Origin of the sequence: Streptomyces olivaceus (genome assembly GCF_000721235.1) — a bacterium.
GTDB classification, from domain to species: domain Bacteria; phylum Actinomycetota; class Actinomycetes; order Streptomycetales; family Streptomycetaceae; genus Streptomyces; species Streptomyces olivaceus.
Window position 1 is genome coordinate 163,633 of record NZ_JOFH01000014.1, and the last position, 16,708, is coordinate 180,340.

The window sequence follows — 16,708 nt, forward strand, 5'->3', positions numbered from 1 at the left end:
TAAGCTACCGGCTCCCACTGACAACTCCGCACTCCGGAGAAGCTCTGTGTCACTGATGTGACACTTACTGGCCCTCAAACCGGGCCATAGCTGCCGCAACCGCTCCGTAGACCACGGTGACCGTCACGACCAGGGCCGCGGACCGGCCGTCCGGAGGCAGCATCAGTGCGGCCACTCCGGCGGCGCCCACGAAGGCGACGTTGAACAGCACGTCGTAGACGGAGAAGATCCGGCCGCGGAAGGCGTCGTCGACCGATGACTGCACGACCGTGTCGGTCGCGATCTTCGCGCCCTGCGTCGTCAGCCCCAGGACGAACGCACCCGCGAGCAGCGGCACCGTCGCGAACGGCAGGCCGAATACCGGCACCAGCACCGTGGCCGTCCCTGCGCACACGGCCATCCAGCGGCCGGGCCCCAGTCGTCCCGCCGCCCAGGGAGTGACCACCGCGGCCGCGAAGAAGCCGGCTCCGGAGACACCCAGCGCCAGTCCTAGCAGGGCGAGCCCCTCGTCCGTGTCCGAGGACAGGGCGTATCGGCAGAGCATCAGCAGCATGACCAGCAGAGCGCCGTAGCAGAACCGCATCAGCGTCATGCCCGCGAGCGCCCAGGCGGCCTCCCGGCGCCCGGGCGCGGCGAGATGACGTATGCCCGCCGCCAGGTCCCGGGCGATGCCGGCGAGCGCCGAGGACAGGCGCGGCGGCACGCGTGCGGGGTCGGGGCCCAGCAGTTCCACGGCGATGCGCAGGGACGCCAGCGCCCCGCAGAGATAGAGAGCGGCCCCGAGCAGCACCACCGCGGCGTCGGAGTCCGCGAACACCAGGCGCACGACGAAAGCGAGGCCGCCGCCCGCGGTGGCGGCCAGGGTGCCGGCGGTCGGCGAGAGCGAGTTGGCGATCACCAGCCGCTCGGCGTCGACGACCCGCGGCAGCGCGGCGGACAGGCCCGCGAGGACGAACCGGTTGACGGCCGTGACGCAGAGGGCCGAGACGTAGAAGAGCCAGTCCGGGACGGACGCGATCATCAGCACGGCCGTGACCGACGCCAGCGCGGCACGCAGCAGGTTGCCGTGGAGGAAGACCTGCCGACGGCGCCAGCGGTCCAGCAGGGCTCCGGCGAAGGGTCCCACGAGGGAGTAGGGGAGCAGCAGGACCGCCATCGCGGCGGCGATCGCGGCGGCCGAGGTCTGTTTCTCCGGAGAGAAGACGACGTAGGTGGCCAGCGCGACCTGGTAGACCCCGTCGGCGCCCTGGGAGAGCAGGCGGACGGCAAGCAGCCGCCGGAAACCCTGCAGACGCAGCAGGACGCGCAGGTCACGTACGACGGCCATGGGGCACAGCCTCACATACGGGGAGGGTCCCCGGGTCGCGCGACCCGGGGACCCTCAGCTCGGCAGAGCAGGCGCCTGTCAGCGCTCGACCTCGCCGGCGATGAACTTCTCGACGTTGGCGCGGGCCTCGTCGTCGAAGTACTGGACCGGCGGCGACTTCATGAAGTAGCTCGACGCCGACAGGATCGGGCCGCCGATGCCGCGGTCCTTGGCGATCTTCGCGGCGCGCACCGCGTCGATGATGACACCGGCCGAGTTCGGGGAGTCCCAGACCTCGAGCTTGTACTCCAGGTTCAGCGGGACGTCGCCGAAGGCGCGGCCCTCGAGGCGGACGTAGGCCCACTTGCGGTCGTCCAGCCAGGCGACGTAGTCGGACGGGCCGATGTGGACGTTGTCCGCACCCAGGTCGCGGTCGGGGATCTGGGAGGTGACGGCCTGCGTCTTGGAGATCTTCTTGGACTCCAGGCGCTCACGCTCGAGCATGTTCTTGAAGTCCATGTTGCCGCCGACGTTGAGCTGCATCGTGCGGTCCAGGACGACACCGCGGTCCTCGAACAGCTTCGCCATGACACGGTGCGTGATGGTGGCGCCGACCTGCGACTTGATGTCGTCACCGACGATCGGGACGCCCGCCTCGGTGAACTTGTCCGCCCACTCCTTGGTGCCGGCGATGAAGACCGGGAGGGCGTTGACGAAGGCGACCTTCGCGTCGATGGCGCACTGGGCGTAGTACTTCGCCGCGTCCTCGGAACCGACGGGCAGGTAGCAGACGAGGACGTCGACCTGCTTGTCCTTGAGGATCTGGACGACGTCGACCGGCTCCTTGTCCGACTCCTCGATGGTCTGGCGGTAGTACTTGCCGAGACCGTCGTGGGTGTGGCCCCGCTGGACCTGGACGCCGGTGCTCGCCACGTCGCAGATCTTGATGGTGTTGTTCTCGGACGCGCCGATGGCGTCCGCCAGGTCGAGACCGACCTTCTTGGCATCCACGTCGAAGGCGGCGACGAACTCGATGTCACGGACGTGGTAGTCGCCGAACTGCACGTGCATCAGGCCCGGGACCTTGGACGCCGGGTCGGCGTCCTTGTAGTACTCGACGCCCTGCACCAGCGATGCGGAGCAGTTGCCCACACCGACGATGGCTACGCGAACCGAACTCATTCCGGTTGCTCCCTGTGTGTACGAGTGAGGCCCTGACTGGGCGCTCACGTGGCGGTGTCGCCGGGCGTATCCGGCCGGGGGTCGTCCCCGGACCGGGGCAGGCCGCCCGTCGCTCCAGATGTCGTGTCCTGTTGAGCGGTCCCCTCGGCGGCGGAACCCCTGAGGTCCCGCCCCGCCCGCTCGCTCTCGATGAGCTCGTTCAGCCAGCGCACTTCGCGCTCCACGGACTCCATTCCGTGGCGCTGGAGCTCGAGCGTGTAGTCGTCGAGCCGCTCCCGGGTGCGCGCCAGTGAGGCACGCATCTTCTCCAGGCGCTCCTCCAGCCGGCTGCGCCGGCCCTCGAGCACGCGCATGCGCACGTCACGCGACGTCTGCCCGAAGAACGCGAAGCGAGCGGCGAAGGTCTCGTCCTCGTAGGCGTCCGGGCCCGTCTGTGAAAGGAGCTGCTCGAAATGATCCTTACCGTCGGCCGTCAACCGGTAGACGATCTTGGCGCGGCGGCCGGTGAGGGACGCCGCCGCCTCGTCGACGTTGCCCGGTTCCTCGATCAACCAGCCGTTGGCGAGGAGCGTCTTGAGGCAGGGATAGAGCGTTCCGTAGCTGAACGCCCGGAACACGCCCAGTGACGTGTTGAGCCGTTTGCGCAGCTCATAGCCGTGCATGGGGGACTCACGGAGCAGGCCGAGTACGGCGAACTCGAGGATGCCGGATCGCCGGCTCATCGTCGCCTCCTCTCGCCCTTATGCCGCGCTGATGTATCGAGTCGATACATCAGAACGATAGAACGAGCGCCTGTGTGCGACAAGAGGGGAACTGGTGAACGGGATCACATCAACGTTTCATCGTGAGCAAGTTGCCTGATTTGAGGTGAACTTCGGGCCTCGGGGGTTTTGACGGTGCGTAGTCTGTGCGCCATGCAGACCACCGGGAACCGAGTGACGCGTGAGGGCGTCCCTGTCCCTGGTGCAGTACGGGTGAATGCGGAAGGGGCCGCATCCGTACTTCGGGGGGACCGGAAAACAGCCGCCTTTACCAGGCGCCCGAAGGTGCGCCTGCCCGAGGAGTAGTCGTTCGATGAGCGAGCACCGTCGCAAACCGCCGCAGCCGCAGGGAGGCGGACGTGCCGCGGCCCGACGCGGCCAGTCCGGTTCGTCCTCCGGCCGCCGTGCGGCACCGCGAGGCGCCACAGGGTCGCCGTCCGGCTCGTACGGTCCGGAGGGTGAGGAGCGTCCGCACGGCAGTCGTGCCGAAGCCCGGCGCGCGGCACAGCGCGGCGGGGGCAGCCGCCGCAGAGCGGCCGAGCCCGGCCGCGCCGGCCGGCGGGCCGGTCGCGCGGTACCGCCCGGCAAGAAGCGGATGATCGACTACCCGCGCTACGACAAGGACGGGTGGCGCCGCTGGGTGCCCTCCTGGCGGCTCGTCTCCGGACTGTGCATCGCCTTCTTCGGTGGCGTGGTGGCCGCTGCCGGCCTCGCTTACGCCATGGTGAGCATCCCCGTCGAAGACGACTCCGCCACGGCGCAGAACAACGTCTACTACTGGGCGGACGGCTCACGGATGGTGGCCACGGGAGGTGAGCGCAACCGCCAGAGCGTCAATCTCGCCCAGATCCCCAAGGAGATGCAGTACGCCATCATCTCCCAGGAGAACAAGACCTTCTACACCGACAGCGGCATCGACCCCAAGGGCATCGCCCGGGCCGTGTTCAACATGGCCAAGGGCGGTGACACGCAGGGTGGCTCCACCATCACCCAGCAGTACGTGAAGAACGCGATGCTGAACGACCAGTCGCAGACGATCTCCCGCAAGGTGAAGGAGATCTTCGTGTCGATCAAGGTCGGTTCCAAGGTGTCCAAGGACGACATCCTCCAGGGCTACCTGAACTCCGCGTACTACGGGCGGGGCGCCTACGGCATTCAGGCCGCCTCGCAGGCGTACTTCAACGTGGACGCCGTCGACCTCGACGCGGGGCAGGCCGCCTTCCTGTCGGCCATGCTGAAGGGCGCCACCTACTACGACCCGGCGGGCGCGCAGTCGATCGACACAGCGGCCACGCCCGAGGCCAACCGCAAGCGTGCTGCATCGCAGATGCAGGACACCCTCGACAAAATGGTCGAGTACGGGCATCTGGGCCAGGAGGAGCGGGCGAAGTTCACCGAGCTTCCCAAGGTGGAGAATCCGCGGTCGAACTCGCAGCTGGGTGGTCAGACCGGCTACCTCGTCGACCTCGCCAAGGCCTCCGTGATCAAGAGCGGCAAGGTCACACAGAAGCAGTTGGAACGGGGCGGCTACTCGATCCACACGACCTTCGAGAAGAAGAAGGTCGACAAGCTCAAGGCCGCCGTCGAGAACGTCTACAAGGAGAAGATCGATCCCGAGAAGCGGCCTGAGACCGACACCCACGTCCAGTTCGGCGGGGCGTCCGTCAATCCCGAGACGGGGGCCATCGAGGCCATCTACGGCGGGCAGGACGCGACCAAGCACTTCACCAACAACGCCGACGTGACCGGTGCCCAGGTCGGTTCGACGTTCAAGCCGTTCGTGCTCGCGGCGGCGATGAAGTGGGGCGTGCGCGATCCCGACCTTGGTGAGCAGCAGGCCCAGGACGAGCGCACCGTCGTCTCCCCGAAGAGCCGCTACAGCGGCAAGAACGACCTCAAGATCAAGGAGTACGACGGGACGATCTGGGAGAACGAGAAGGGCGAGCAGTGGCGCCAGGAGAACGACGGCCAGGCCGACGCCCCCGCCGGTGCCCCGCCGGACTACATGATCGACCTTCGTGAGGCCATGCGGGAGTCGGTGAACTCCGCGTTCGTCCAGCTCGGCATGGACGTCGGCCTGGACAAGGTGGCGGAGGCCGCCACCGACGCGGGGCTTCTGGAGGACAGCCTCGCGGGTTCCGGCTACCCGTCCTTCTCCATCGGTGTCTCGGACCCGAGCGCCATCCGCATGGCGGGCTCGTACGCCACCTTCGCGGAGAGCGGCAAGCAGCGTGAGCCGTTCTCCGTGACCAAGGTGACGGACAAGGACGGCACGGTCTACAGCCACAAGGTGGAGACCAAGCAGGCGTTCACCGCAAAGGTCGCGGACAACGTCACGAACGTGCTGAAGACCGTGGTGGACAAGGGAACCGGTACCAACGCCCAGCTGCCCGGGCGTGAGGTGGCCGGCAAGACCGGTACCACCGACGGCAACAAGTCCGCCTGGTTCGTCGGCTACACCCCGCAGTTGTCGACCGCGATCAGCATGTTCCGCTACCCGGACGACGAGACCATGAAGGACCGCAAGTTCCTGGAGATGTTCGGAACGGGTGGCGAGAAGAAGATCCACGGTGCCTCCTTCCCCTCCACGATCTGGCACGACTACATGGCCGAGGCGCTGAAGGGCACGAAGGCGGAGAAGTTCCCGAAGCCCGAGCCCATCGGCGAGGTCCTCAACGACGCCCCGTCGCCGAGCCCGACTCCCTCGCCGTCCGAGACGGAGGAGGAGACGACTCCGTCGCCGTCGTCCTCGCCCAGCGAGAGTGAGTCCACTCCCTCGACGCCGCCCTCGCCGAGCAACACCTGTGGTGTCTTCGAGTGGAACTGCGACGAGGAGAACGGCGGAAACGACTCCACGGGCAACGAGAACGGTGGCCCGGGAGGAAACAGTCCGTCGCCGTCTTCGTCGCCCAGTGAGACGGGTGGAGAAGACGACGGCGGAGGTGGCCAGGACGGCGGCGGCTTGTTCGCCGGCCGGAACGGATAGCCGCCGGAACGTCCGGTCTGGGTGTTTCACGTGAAACGCCCGCAAGTTTCACGTGAAACAGGGGTCGCCGCATCCACGAGGGTGCGGCGGCCCCGGCGTGTTCCCGGGTGCGTACGGCAGGATGTGCCCCATGCCCAGCGCAGAATCGACGCCAGCGAGCGTGCACGAGCCGGACGCGGTGCGGTCGACCCGGGAGGACCCGGTGGCCGCCGCAGGCAGCGAGCTGATCGGCGGCCCCGTCGGCCGGCACGCCCTGTTCGGCAGATCCTGGTGGACTCCCGTGCGGGTGATCGCGCTGGTGGCGATCGGCATGTTCGCCCTCGGCCTCGTCCAGAAGGCGCCCTGCTACAACGGCGCCTGGTTCTTCGGCGCCAGCTCCCAGTACACGCACGCGTGCTACTCGGACATCCCGCACCTCTACCAGGGGCGTGGCTTCGTCGACGGACTCGTGCCGTACTTCGACAAGCTCCCCGGTGACATGGAGTACCTCGAGTACCCCGTGCTGACCGGCGTCTTCATGGAGGTCGCGTCCTGGCTCACCCCGGGCAGCGGCACCATCCAGGACCAGGAGCAGTGGTACTGGATGGTCAACGCCGGGATGCTGATGGTCTGCGCGGCCGTCATCGCCGTCTGTGTGACCCGTACGCACACCCGGCGGCCCTGGGACGGCCTGCTGGTCGCCCTTGCTCCCGCCTTCGCGCTGACGGCCACCGTCAACTGGGACCTGCTGGCGGTCGCGCTGACGGCCGCGGCGATGCTGATGTGGTCGCGGCGGCGTCCGCTCGCTTTCGGGATTCTGCTCGGCCTGGCCACGGCCGCCAAGCTCTATCCGTTCCTGATCCTCGGACCGCTGCTCGTCCTGTGCTGGCGGGCTGGAAAATGGCGGGCGTTTGGCACAGCCCTGGGGGGCGCGGCCGTCGCCTGGCTCGTGGTGAACCTCCCCGTGATGCTGTTCGCTTTCGACGGGTGGTCGAAGTTCTACACGTTCAGTCAGGAACGGGGCGTGGACTTCGGGTCCTTCTGGCTGATCCTGGTCCAGAACTCCGACAGCCCACCCAGCACCGAGACCGTCAACACCCTCGCCACCCTGCTGATGCTGCTGTGCTGCGGTGCCGTCGCCGCCCTGGTGCTGACCGCCCCCAGGCGGCCGCGCTTCGCTCAGCTGGCCTTCCTGATCGTGGCCGCGTTCATCCTCACCAACAAGGTCTACTCGCCGCAGTACGTGCTGTGGCTGGTGCCGCTGGCCGCGCTGGCCCGGCCGAAGTGGCGGGACTTCCTGATCTGGCAGGCCTGCGAGGTGGCCTACTTCCTCGGAATCTGGATGTATCTCGCCTACACGACCAGCGGGGACGCCCACAAGGGACTGCCCACGGACGGCTACCACTGGGCCATCGCCCTGCATCTGCTGGGAACGCTGTATCTGTGCGTCATGGTCGTGCGGGACATCCTGATGCCGGACCGGGACCCGGTTCGGCGCACCGGCGACGACGACCCGTCGGGTGGCGTGCTCGACGGTGCGGATGACGTTTTCGTCCTCGGACCCGCGGGCCGGACCGAGCAGCCGGCCGCCCACTTCGAGGAGGGGGCCCAGGTGAAGTGGGGCACACGGAGCCAGGCGGACGGTTCACTCTGAGCGAACCCCCGCGCGGCGCCATGTGGTGCCGTCGATGCAATCGGTGTGATCACGACGAGGAGGCCGTGCACGATGCTTCGTGCACGGCCTCCTCACCGGTGTGCGTCTTCGGCGCGGCCCGCCGCTAGCGATCGAGGATGCGGTCGAACTGCGTCGTGGTGTGCCGCAGATGGGCCACCAGCTCGTCACCCACCGAGGGCTCCGCCGCGTCGGAGGGCACGAACAGGATCGACACCTGCATGTGAGGCGGCTCTGCGAACCAGCGCTGCTTGCCGCTCCACACGAAAGGCGAGAGGTTGCGGTTGACCGTGGCCAGGCCGGCCCGGGCGACGCCCTTGGCACGCGGCATGACGCCGTGCAGCGCCTTGGGAGCCTCCAGGCCCACGCCGTGCGACGTACCGCCCGCCACGACCACCAGGAAGCCGTCGGAGGCCGCCTTCTGCTGCCGGTAGCCGAAGCGCTCGCCCTTGGCCACCCGGGTGACGTCCAGGACGGCGCCGCGGTACTCGGTCGCGTCGTGGTCCCCCAGCCACAGCCGGGTCCCGATGCGGGCGCGGAAGCGGGTCTGCGGGAACTGCTGCTGGAGCCGGGCCAGTTCGTCGGCCTTCAAGTGGCTGACGAACATGGTGTGCAGCGGCAGCCGGGCCGCGCGCAGCCGGTCCATCCACCCGATGACCTCCTCGACGGCGTCCGAGCCGTCCGTGCGGTCCAGCGGCAGGTGGATGGCGAAGCCTTCCAGCCGCACGTTCTCTATGGCGGCGTGCAGCTGGGGCAGGTCCTGCTCGGCGATTCCGTGCCGCTTCATCGAGGACATCACCTCGATGACCACGCGCGCCCCGACCAGGCCGTACACACCGTCGATGGACGACACCGACCGCACGACCCGGTCGGGCAGCGGAACGGGTTCCTCGCCGCGCCGGTACGGCGTCAGGACCAGCAGGTCACCGCCGAAGAAGTCCTTGATCCGGGCGGCCTCGTAGGTGGTGCCGACGGCCAGCACGTCCGAGCCCAGCCGCGTCGCCTCCTCCGCCAGCCGCTCGTGCCCGAAGCCGTAGCCGTTGCCCTTGCAGACCGGGACCAGCCCGGGAAACTGCTCCTGCACGTGCTTGTGGTGCGCCCGCCAGCGCGCGGTGTCGACGTAGAGCGTGAGCGCCATGGCCGGACCTGGAACCTTTCTGGTGGCTGTCAGAGGTACTGATCGGTCGGAGGTACTGATCGAAGGGGGGTGGATCGGGGCGGGGAGAGGAGCGGGGTCAGCGGCGCGACATGTAGATGTCGAGGGCCTTGTGGAGCAGCTTGTTCAGCGGGAAGTCCCACTCGCCGAGATACTCGGCCGCCTGACCGCCCGTACCCACCTTGAACTGGATCAGGCCGAAGAGGTGGTCGCTCTCGTCCAGGGAGTCGGAGATGCCGCGCAGGTCGTAGACGGTGGCGCCCAGGGCGTAGGAGTCGCGGAGCATGGCCCACTGCATGGCGTTCGAGGGCCGGACCTCGCGGCCGATGTTGTCGGAGGCCCCGTAGGAGTACCAGACGTGTCCGCCGACGACCAGCATCGTCGCCGCGGACAGGTTCACCCCGTTGTGCCGCGCGAAGTAGAGCCGCATGCGGTTGGGGTCCTCGCTGTTGAGCGCGGCCCACATGCGCTGGAAGTACGACAGCGGGCGCGGCCTGAAGTGGTCGCGCACGGCCGTGATCTCGTACAGGCGCTGCCACTCCTCAAGGTCCTGGTAACCGCCCTGGACGACCTCGACGCCGGCCTTCTCGGCCTTCTTGATGTTGCGGCGCCACAGCTGGTTGAAGTTCTTGTGGACCTCTTCCAGGGACCGGTTGGCCAGCGGCACCTGGAAGACGTAGCGCGGCTGCACGTCGCCGAAGCCGGCGCCGCCGTCCTCGCCCTGCTGCCAGCCCATGCGGCGGAGCTTGTCGGCCACCTCGAAGGCGCGCGGCTCGATGTGGTCCGCCTCTATGTCCCGCAGGCGCTTGACGTCCGGGTCCTGGATGCCCTTCTTGATGGACGCGGCGTCCCAGCGCCGGATGATGACCGGCGGCCCCATCTTGACCGAGAAGGCACCCTGCTGCTTGAGGTGGGCCAGCATCGGCTCCATCCAGTCCTGCAGGTTCGGCGAGTACCAGTTGATGACCGGGCCCTCGGGGAGGTACGCGAGGTAGCGCTTGATCTTGGGCAGCTGCCGGTACAGGACGAGACCCGCGCCCACCAGCTCGCCGGTCCGGTCGTCGAACCAGCCCAGGTTCTCCGAGCGCCATTCCGCCTTGACGTCAGCCCATGCCGGGACCTGCATGTGGCTCGCCGCCGGCAGACTCTGGATGTACGCCAGATGCTGTTCGCGGCTGATGGTCCTCAGGGTCAGGCTCATTCGGGGCGCTCCTCGGGCTGGGGTGTCCCCATGGGTACAGGGGCTCCGGCTCTCGCGCGAAGCCTACTGCGCCCTGTGAGCGCCCCGTCCGGCGTACGGCCGGAAGGGCTTGCCTCCCGGTGGTTCCCGGTGGCTACCGGTCTCTCCCGGCGGGGGGACGGCCGGGCTCAGCCGAAGAGCCCGCCGTGGTAGATGCCGAAGAACAGACCGAGAGCGGAAGCGCCGAGCCCCAGCACGAGGCCGAAGCGCTTACGCGTCGTCGCGGAGACGTACTGCCCGTATCCGCCGGTCAGGACGCCCAGCAGCCCGGCCCACGAGGTAAGGATGTGCAGCCCTCGGAAACTCGCGGTGGCCAGGGCGAGGGCTCCGAGCACCAGGGCCACGGCCAGCAGCGCGTCCTGGAGGGGGTGCGGTCTGCCGTCGGTGGCCAGCAAGCCGGTCCGGGGCTTGGCGGGTCGCATGATCTGTGCCATGGAGAACCTCCTGCCGAAGGCAGTGTGTCTTCGCCCTCACATCCCTGACTATCGATTGTGTCCCCCGGGAGCCGGATTTCAACCGCAGGCCGACAGCCGGGTACGCTGTACCTTCCGCACCGGTGTCTGTTGCCGGCCACGTCCGGGTCCCCTCTCCGCAGGAGGCCCGATTGTCAGTGGGCCCTGGTTAACTCATTGATGCCGGTGCGAACGCATCGCAACCCTCCTGCCACGGAACGACCGTGGCCGCTGAGTCCAAAGGAGGTGGGTTCCACATGCGTCACTACGAGGTGATGGTCATCCTCGACCCCGATCTCGAGGAGCGCTCTGTCTCCCCGCTGATCGAGAACTTCCTCTCCGTCGTCCGTGACGGCGGCGGAAAGGTCGAGAAGGTCGACACCTGGGGCCGTCGTCGGCTCTCGTACGAGATCAAGAAGAAGCCCGAGGGCATCTACTCGGTCATCGACCTGCAGGCCGAGCCTGCGGTCGTCAAGGAGCTCGACCGCCAGATGAACCTGAACGAGTCGGTCCTCCGGACCAAGGTCCTCCGTCCCGAGACCCACTGAGCTTTCCGCTCAGCTGATCCCGGGATCCGAGTAGCAGCAACCAAGCAGCCAGAGCAGCAAACCCGCCGAGAGGTTCCCCATGGCAGGCGAGACCGTCATCACGGTCGTCGGCAATCTTGTCGACGACCCCGAGCTGCGCTTCACCCCGTCCGGTGCGGCCGTCGCGAAGTTCCGTGTCGCGTCGACTCCCCGCACCTTCGACCGCCAGACGAACGAGTGGAAGGACGGCGAGAGCCTCTTCCTGACCTGCTCGGTCTGGCGCCAGGCGGCGGAGAACGTCGCCGAGTCGCTCCAGCGAGGCATGCGCGTCATCGTGCAGGGCCGGCTGAAGCAGCGGTCCTACGAGGACCGTGAGGGCGTCAAGCGCACGGTCTACGAGCTGGACGTCGACGAGGTCGGCGCGAGCCTTCGCAGCGCCACGGCCAAGGTCACCAAGACCTCGGGCCGCGGTGGCCAGGGCGGTTACGGCGGCGGTGGCGGCGGCCAGGGTGGCGGCGGCTGGGGCGGCGGCCCCGGCGGCGGTCAGCAGGGCGGCGGCGCTCCGGCCGACGACCCCTGGGCGACCGGCGGTGCTCCCGCCGGCGGTCAGCAGGGTGGCGGCGGCCAGGGCGGCGGCGGCTGGGGCGGTGGCTCCGGCGGCGGTGGCGGCTACTCGGACGAGCCCCCCTTCTAAGCGGGCGGGCTCTACCCACACTTCTTGATCACACAGGAGAAACATCATGGCTAAGCCGCCTGTGCGCAAGCCGAAGAAGAAGGTCTGCGCGTTCTGCAAGGACAAGGTCACGTACGTGGACTACAAGGACACGAACATGCTGCGGAAGTTCATTTCCGACCGCGGCAAGATCCGTGCCCGTCGCGTGACCGGCAACTGCACCCAGCACCAGCGCGATGTCGCCACGGCCGTGAAGAACAGCCGTGAGATGGCGCTGCTGCCCTACACCTCCACCGCGCGATAAGGGAAGGGTGACCGAATCATGAAGATCATCCTCACCCACGAGGTCTCCGGCCTCGGTGCCGCGGGCGACGTCGTCGACGTCAAGGACGGTTACGCTCGCAACTACCTGATCCCGCGGAAGTTCGCTATCCGCTGGACCAAGGGTGGCGAGAAGGACGTCGAGCAGATTCGTCGTGCTCGCAAGATCCACGAGATCCAGACCATCGAGCAGGCCAACCAGGTGAAGGCCCAGCTCGAGGGTGTGAAGGTCCGTCTGGCCGTCCGCTCCGGCGACGCCGGTCGTCTCTTCGGCTCCGTCACCCCGGCCGATGTCGCTTCGGCGATCAAGGCTGCCGGTGGCCCCGAGGTCGACAAGCGCCGCATCGAGCTGGGCTCGCCGATCAAGACCCTGGGCGCTCACGAGACGTCCGTGCGTCTGCACCCCGAGGTTGACGCCAAGGTCAGCGTCGAGGTCGTCGCCGGCTGAGCCCTGTGCTCACTCAAGCGATGAGAGGGGCCGCATCACCCAGCCAGGGTGATGCGGCCCCTCTGTCGTGTTTCACGTGAAACACAACGTTCCTCGGGGAGTGCGTCGTTTCACGTGGAACCGTCAGCGCGTGGCGCCGGTGACGATCCAACGCCCCGACCGTGTACGCCACCACAGAGTCACCAGCCGCATCGCCATCATCAGCGTCATGGCGGCCCACAGCGCGGTGAGCCCACCGCCGAGGGCCGGGACGGCAAGTGCCGCAGGCGTGAAGACAGCCAGCGTCAACAGCATGGCCCAGGCCAGGTAAGGACCGTCCCCGGCGCCCATGAGGACGCCGTCCAAGACGTAGACCACGCCGCAGACCGGCTGTGCCAGAGCCACGATCACCAGCGCGGGCAGTGCGGCGTCCCTGACCGCGGAGTCGCCGGTGAACAAAGGCAGGAACGCCGGCCGCGACAGCACCACGAGCAGCCCGAGCACCACCCCGACCGCGACGCCCCACTCCACCATCCTGCGGCAGGCGGCACGTGCCCCTTGTTCGTCGCCGGCTCCCAGATAGCGTCCGATGATGGCCTGCCCGGCGATGGCGATGGCGTCCAGGGCGAAGGCGAGCAGGCTCCACAGGGACAGGACGATCTGATGGGCCGCGATGTCCGCGTCGCCGAGGCGGGCTGCCATGGCAGTGGTGATCATGAGAATGGCCCGCAGGGACAAGGTGCGTACCAGCAGCGGCGCCCCGGCCTGTGCGGAAGCCCGGATACCGGCGGCGTCGGGGCGCAGGGAGGCACCGTGTCGTCGTGCTCCGCGGATCACCACCCAGAGGTACACCGCGGCCATGCCGCACTGAGCGATGACGGTGCCCCAGGCAGAGCCGGCGATTCCGAGACCGGCGCCGTAGACGAGTACGACGTTGAGGACGGCATTGGCGACGAAGCCCGCGATCGCCACATAGAGCGGCGTCCGGGTGTTCTGGAGCCCCCGCAGGACACCGGTCGCCGCCAGTACGACGAGCATGGCGGGTATTCCGAGGGCCGAGACGCGGAGATACGTGATGGCGTGCGGGGCCGCCGTGTCGGATGCGCCGAAGAGTTCGACGAGGAAGGGAGCGGTGGGCAGTACTACGGCTATGACGGCGGCGCCGAGCAGCAGCGCCAGCCAGATGCCGTCCATGCCCTGTCGGATGGCGGCCTGCAGGTCGCCTGCGCCCACGCGCCGCGACACGGCCGCGGTGGTGGCGTACGCGAGGAAGACGAAGATGCTGACGGCCGTGGTGAGCAGGGCCGAGGCGATACCGAGACCGGCGAGCTGGGCAGTGCCGAGATGGCCGACGATGGCACTGTCGGCGATGACGAACAGGGGCTCGGCGACGAGCGCGCCGAAGGCCGGGACGGCCAGTGCGACGATCTCTCGGTCGTGCCGGCGGCGGACAGTCCGGGAACGCTCGGGGGCCTGTGTCATGAGCACCAATCTAATCGTCCACAGGTAAGAGATGCAAAGCTACTGCAACCCTTACTGTCCGTCTCGCCATGTGTACTTCCGAGCACGGTTCGAAGCGATCTTGATCCGCGTGGGAAAGTTTTTCTTCTGCACAGGCCGTGGATGACGAAGAAGCAGCTCAGAGCCCCTTTGCCGCGCACGTCCCAAGCTTGTTCACAGGCCTGTCCACCGGGTCGTGCACAGGTTTGACGGAGTTCTCCACAGGTTCTGGCCCGTGGTCCACATGGCCTGTGGATAACCAGATTGGCTGACGGTGCCGACCGGCCTACCGTGGTCCGGCGCCCGCTCCGTCCGTCGGCCGGTGAATCGTCACAAAACCGACGCGCCAGAACCGGAGTTGGGCGTCCTATTTGTCAGTGCCGTGCCGTAGAAATGAGGGGCACGGCGAGGTCCGCTCGGCGGACGGGAGGAGGTGGCTCGGTGAGTATTTCCGAGCCCTTGGACGACCCGTGGGCCGACAGTGGCCCCAGCGATCGTCTGCCCGCTTCCCGCCGTCGCGGCGAAGGCGGCCGGAGCCGCGACGAGCAGCACGAGCGCGGCTCGGACAACGGTGCCTGGGACGGTGGCGGTCCCTCGTTCGAGCGGGTGCCGCCGCAGGATCTGGACGCCGAGCAGTCCGTCCTCGGCGGCATGCTCCTGTCCAAGGACGCCATCGCCGACGTCGTCGAGATCCTCAAGGGCCACGATTTCTACAAGCCGGCGCACGAGATGGTCTACCAGGCCGTCCTCGACGTCTACGCCAAGGGAGAGCCGGCCGACCCCATCACCATCGCTGCCGAGCTCACCAAGCGTGGGGAGATCAACAAGGTCGGCGGCGCCTCGTATCTGCACGCTCTTGTCCAGACGGTGCCGACCGCCGCCAACGCCGCGTACTACGCGGAGATCGTGCACGAGCGGGCTGTCCTGCGACGTCTGGTGGAGGCCGGTACCCGCATCACTCAGATGGGTTACGCGGCCGATGACGACGTCGACGAGATCGTCAACCGCGCCCAGGCCGAGATCTACGCCGTCACCGAGCAGCGCACCAGCGAGGACTACCTGCCGCTCGGCGACATCATGGAGGGTGCGCTCGACGAGATCGAGGCGATCGGGTCGCGCAGCGGCGAGATGACCGGCGTGCCCACGGGCTTCACGGACTTCGACTCGCTGACCAACGGCCTTCACCCCGGCCAGATGGTCGTCATCGCAGCCCGTCCCGCCATGGGCAAGTCGACGCTCGCGCTGGACTTCGCGCGCGCCGCCTCGATCAAGAACAATCTGCCGAGCGTCGTCTTCTCGCTGGAGATGGGACGCAACGAGATCGCGATGCGTCTGCTCTCCGCCGAAGCCCGGGTCGCCCTGCACCACATGCGGTCCGGCACGATGACCGACGACGACTGGACCCGTCTGGCCCGCCGGATGCCCGACGTGTCGGCCGCGCCGCTCTACATCGACGACTCGCCGAACCTGTCGATGATGGAGATCCGCGCCAAGTGCCGTCGCCTCAAGCAGCGCAACGACCTCAAACTGGTCGTCATCGACTACCTGCAGCTGATGCAGTCCGGTGGATCCAAGCGTGCCGAGAGCCGCCAGCAGGAGGTCTCGGACATGTCCCGCAACCTCAAGCTCCTGGCGAAGGAGCTGGAGCTCCCCGTCATCGCGCTCTCCCAGCTGAACCGTGGTCCCGAACAGCGCACGGACAAGAAGCCGATGGTCTCCGACCTGCGTGAGTCCGGTTCGATCGAGCAGGACGCCGACATGGTCATCCTGCTGCACCGTGAGGACGCCTACGAGAAGGAGTCGCCGCGTGCGGGCGAGGCCGACCTGATCGTGGCCAAGCACCGCAACGGCCCGACGGCGACGATCACGGTCGCCTTCCAGGGCCACTACTCACGCTTCGTGGACATGGCACAGACCTGAGTCCCGGCGATCTTCGGCCCGCTCCGTGCCGCCCGGATCCGGTCCATGTCCGGCCGGGCGTCAGCCCCCGGGGAGGAAGGCCGACCGGACGCCCGCCGCTCCCCGCTTGCGCCGCCTGCGCAGCAGTACGACGACGAGCACGAAGACCTGGAGCGCAGGCTCCAGGCCCGGCAGGTCGGCGGTCGCCTCGGAGCGGATGTGCCCGGTGCGGCGGATGGTGCCGACGGGCTCACCGTCGCCGCCGAGCATGGTGTACTCCCGGTCTGCCGCCGCGGTCCGCCGGAACGTGACGACCCGCCCGGAGCACGTCATGCTCCAGCTTCGGCGCACCCGGTCCGTGGTCGCGACGGCGGTCCCGCCGGCGTCGAGCAGTTCGTAGACGCCACTGAAGCGGTGCGAGCGGACGAGGTGGTCCACCCCGTGCAGAGTGAACCGCGTGCCGGTGCCGCCCCTGCCCAACGAGAACGTCGTCAGCGCCCGGCCGTCCTCGGTGAGTTCGTACTTCTGGCTCGGCGGATTGCTCCTCTTCGCGTGCAGCATGACCTCACCCCACCACCGGCCGGCCCGCCGGACCCATGCCATCTGTCATGCGTGACCGGGGGACAA

Annotated in this window: 15 protein-coding genes; 7 read left to right on the forward strand and 8 right to left on the reverse strand. The window is 68.2% G+C overall.

Annotation, left to right across the window (positions count from 1 at the left end; all coding sequences use genetic code 11):
- Nucleotides 1-64: 64 nt before the first annotated feature.
- The 3 genes from IG94_RS0116685 to IG94_RS0116695 all read right to left on the reverse strand — a co-directional run bounded on the left by IG94_RS0116685 (nt 65) and on the right by IG94_RS0116695 (nt 3,210).
- Entirely contained in the window at nt 65-1,327 is a 1,263-nt protein-coding gene (locus IG94_RS0116685; RefSeq protein WP_031036593.1) for an MFS transporter, read from the reverse strand.
- 78 nt (nt 1,328-1,405) lie between these two features.
- Nucleotides 1,406-2,488, reverse strand: coding sequence for an inositol-3-phosphate synthase (locus IG94_RS0116690; protein ID WP_031036596.1), 1,083 nt, complete (start codon nt 2,486-2,488; stop codon nt 1,406-1,408).
- Nucleotides 2,489-2,532: 44 nt separating this feature from the next.
- Nucleotides 2,533-3,210: a PadR family transcriptional regulator gene (locus tag IG94_RS0116695; protein WP_031036599.1), complete on the reverse strand. Its 678-nt coding sequence runs from the start codon at nt 3,208-3,210 to the stop codon at nt 2,533-2,535.
- 352 nt (nt 3,211-3,562) lie between these two features.
- Between IG94_RS0116695 and IG94_RS0116700 the strand changes: the two genes are divergently transcribed.
- Together IG94_RS0116700 and IG94_RS0116705 are read left to right on the forward strand one after the other, a co-directional pair.
- A complete protein-coding gene (locus IG94_RS0116700) occupies nt 3,563-6,235 on the forward strand; it encodes a transglycosylase domain-containing protein (protein ID WP_211269671.1) in 2,673 nt (890 codons plus the stop codon).
- Between the two features lie 121 nt (nt 6,236-6,356).
- Nucleotides 6,357-7,868 carry a glycosyltransferase family 87 protein gene (locus tag IG94_RS0116705; RefSeq protein ID WP_031036605.1) on the forward strand — a complete coding sequence of 504 codons (1,512 nt, stop codon included), beginning with the start codon at nt 6,357-6,359 and terminating at the stop codon, nt 7,866-7,868.
- Between the two features lie 124 nt (nt 7,869-7,992).
- Here IG94_RS0116705 and IG94_RS0116710 read toward each other — a convergent pair whose 3' ends face one another.
- The 3 genes from IG94_RS0116710 to IG94_RS0116720 all read right to left on the reverse strand — a co-directional run bounded on the left by IG94_RS0116710 (nt 7,993) and on the right by IG94_RS0116720 (nt 10,716).
- Complete coding sequence (locus tag IG94_RS0116710; protein ID WP_031036607.1) at nt 7,993-9,024, reverse strand: alanine racemase; 1,032 nt, start codon at nt 9,022-9,024, stop codon at nt 7,993-7,995.
- Between the two features lie 97 nt (nt 9,025-9,121).
- Nucleotides 9,122-10,243: a peptidoglycan bridge formation glycyltransferase FemX gene (femX, locus tag IG94_RS0116715; protein ID WP_031036611.1), complete on the reverse strand. Its 1,122-nt coding sequence runs from the start codon at nt 10,241-10,243 to the stop codon at nt 9,122-9,124.
- Between the two features lie 167 nt (nt 10,244-10,410).
- Nucleotides 10,411-10,716, reverse strand: coding sequence for a hypothetical protein (locus IG94_RS0116720; RefSeq protein WP_031036613.1), 306 nt, complete (start codon nt 10,714-10,716; stop codon nt 10,411-10,413).
- 275 nt (nt 10,717-10,991) lie between these two features.
- On the opposite strand from IG94_RS0116720, the gene rpsF reads away from it, so the two are divergent.
- The 4 genes from rpsF (at nt 10,992) to rplI (ending at nt 12,703) form a co-directional block, all read left to right on the forward strand.
- Nucleotides 10,992-11,282, forward strand: coding sequence for a 30S ribosomal protein S6 (rpsF, locus tag IG94_RS0116725; protein ID WP_019324683.1), 291 nt, complete (start codon nt 10,992-10,994; stop codon nt 11,280-11,282).
- 79 nt (nt 11,283-11,361) lie between these two features.
- Nucleotides 11,362-11,955, forward strand: coding sequence for a single-stranded DNA-binding protein (locus tag IG94_RS0116730; RefSeq protein WP_031036615.1), 594 nt, complete (start codon nt 11,362-11,364; stop codon nt 11,953-11,955).
- 46 nt (nt 11,956-12,001) lie between these two features.
- Nucleotides 12,002-12,238: a 30S ribosomal protein S18 gene (rpsR, locus tag IG94_RS0116735; RefSeq protein ID WP_003949403.1), complete on the forward strand. Its 237-nt coding sequence runs from the start codon at nt 12,002-12,004 to the stop codon at nt 12,236-12,238.
- A gap of 18 nt (nt 12,239-12,256) precedes the next feature.
- Nucleotides 12,257-12,703: a 50S ribosomal protein L9 gene (gene rplI / locus IG94_RS0116740; RefSeq protein ID WP_031036618.1), complete on the forward strand. Its 447-nt coding sequence runs from the start codon at nt 12,257-12,259 to the stop codon at nt 12,701-12,703.
- A 123-nt stretch (nt 12,704-12,826) separates the two neighbouring features.
- On the opposite strand, the gene IG94_RS0116745 is transcribed toward rplI, so the two are convergent.
- Entirely contained in the window at nt 12,827-14,164 is a 1,338-nt protein-coding gene (locus IG94_RS0116745; RefSeq protein WP_031036621.1) for an MATE family efflux transporter, read from the reverse strand.
- Nucleotides 14,165-14,623: 459 nt separating this feature from the next.
- Here IG94_RS0116745 and dnaB point away from each other — a divergent pair, with 459 nt between their 5' ends.
- The gene (gene dnaB, locus IG94_RS0116750; RefSeq protein WP_031036624.1) at nt 14,624-16,102 is read left to right on the forward strand and encodes a replicative DNA helicase; all 1,479 of its coding nucleotides are present in this window, start codon (nt 14,624-14,626) and stop codon (nt 16,100-16,102) included.
- A gap of 60 nt (nt 16,103-16,162) precedes the next feature.
- Here dnaB and IG94_RS0116755 read toward each other — a convergent pair whose 3' ends face one another.
- Complete coding sequence (locus IG94_RS0116755; protein ID WP_031036626.1) at nt 16,163-16,642, reverse strand: hypothetical protein; 480 nt, start codon at nt 16,640-16,642, stop codon at nt 16,163-16,165.
- Between the last annotated feature and the right edge of the window lie 66 nt (nt 16,643-16,708).

What these genes read in the sequence shown, in the direction of transcription:
- IG94_RS0116685 (WP_031036593.1), bottom strand. Translation starts at nt 1,327, where the DNA reads ATGGCCGTCGTACGTGACCTGCGCGTCCTGCTGCGTCTGCAGGGTTTC.
- IG94_RS0116690 (WP_031036596.1), bottom strand. Translation starts at nt 2,488, where the DNA reads ATGAGTTCGGTTCGCGTAGCCATCGTCGGTGTGGGCAACTGCTCCGCA.
- IG94_RS0116695 (WP_031036599.1), bottom strand. Translation starts at nt 3,210, where the DNA reads ATGAGCCGGCGATCCGGCATCCTCGAGTTCGCCGTACTCGGCCTGCTC.
- IG94_RS0116700 (WP_211269671.1), top strand. Translation starts at nt 3,563, where the DNA reads ATGAGCGAGCACCGTCGCAAACCGCCGCAGCCGCAGGGAGGCGGACGT.
- IG94_RS0116705 (WP_031036605.1), top strand. Translation starts at nt 6,357, where the DNA reads ATGTGCCCCATGCCCAGCGCAGAATCGACGCCAGCGAGCGTGCACGAG.
- IG94_RS0116710 (WP_031036607.1), bottom strand. Translation starts at nt 9,024, where the DNA reads ATGGCGCTCACGCTCTACGTCGACACCGCGCGCTGGCGGGCGCACCAC.
- femX (WP_031036611.1), bottom strand. Translation starts at nt 10,243, where the DNA reads ATGAGCCTGACCCTGAGGACCATCAGCCGCGAACAGCATCTGGCGTAC.
- IG94_RS0116720 (WP_031036613.1), bottom strand. Translation starts at nt 10,716, where the DNA reads ATGGCACAGATCATGCGACCCGCCAAGCCCCGGACCGGCTTGCTGGCC.
- rpsF (WP_019324683.1), top strand. Translation starts at nt 10,992, where the DNA reads ATGCGTCACTACGAGGTGATGGTCATCCTCGACCCCGATCTCGAGGAG.
- IG94_RS0116730 (WP_031036615.1), top strand. Translation starts at nt 11,362, where the DNA reads ATGGCAGGCGAGACCGTCATCACGGTCGTCGGCAATCTTGTCGACGAC.
- rpsR (WP_003949403.1), top strand. Translation starts at nt 12,002, where the DNA reads ATGGCTAAGCCGCCTGTGCGCAAGCCGAAGAAGAAGGTCTGCGCGTTC.
- rplI (WP_031036618.1), top strand. Translation starts at nt 12,257, where the DNA reads ATGAAGATCATCCTCACCCACGAGGTCTCCGGCCTCGGTGCCGCGGGC.
- IG94_RS0116745 (WP_031036621.1), bottom strand. Translation starts at nt 14,164, where the DNA reads ATGACACAGGCCCCCGAGCGTTCCCGGACTGTCCGCCGCCGGCACGAC.
- IG94_RS0116755 (WP_031036626.1), bottom strand. Translation starts at nt 16,642, where the DNA reads ATGCTGCACGCGAAGAGGAGCAATCCGCCGAGCCAGAAGTACGAACTC.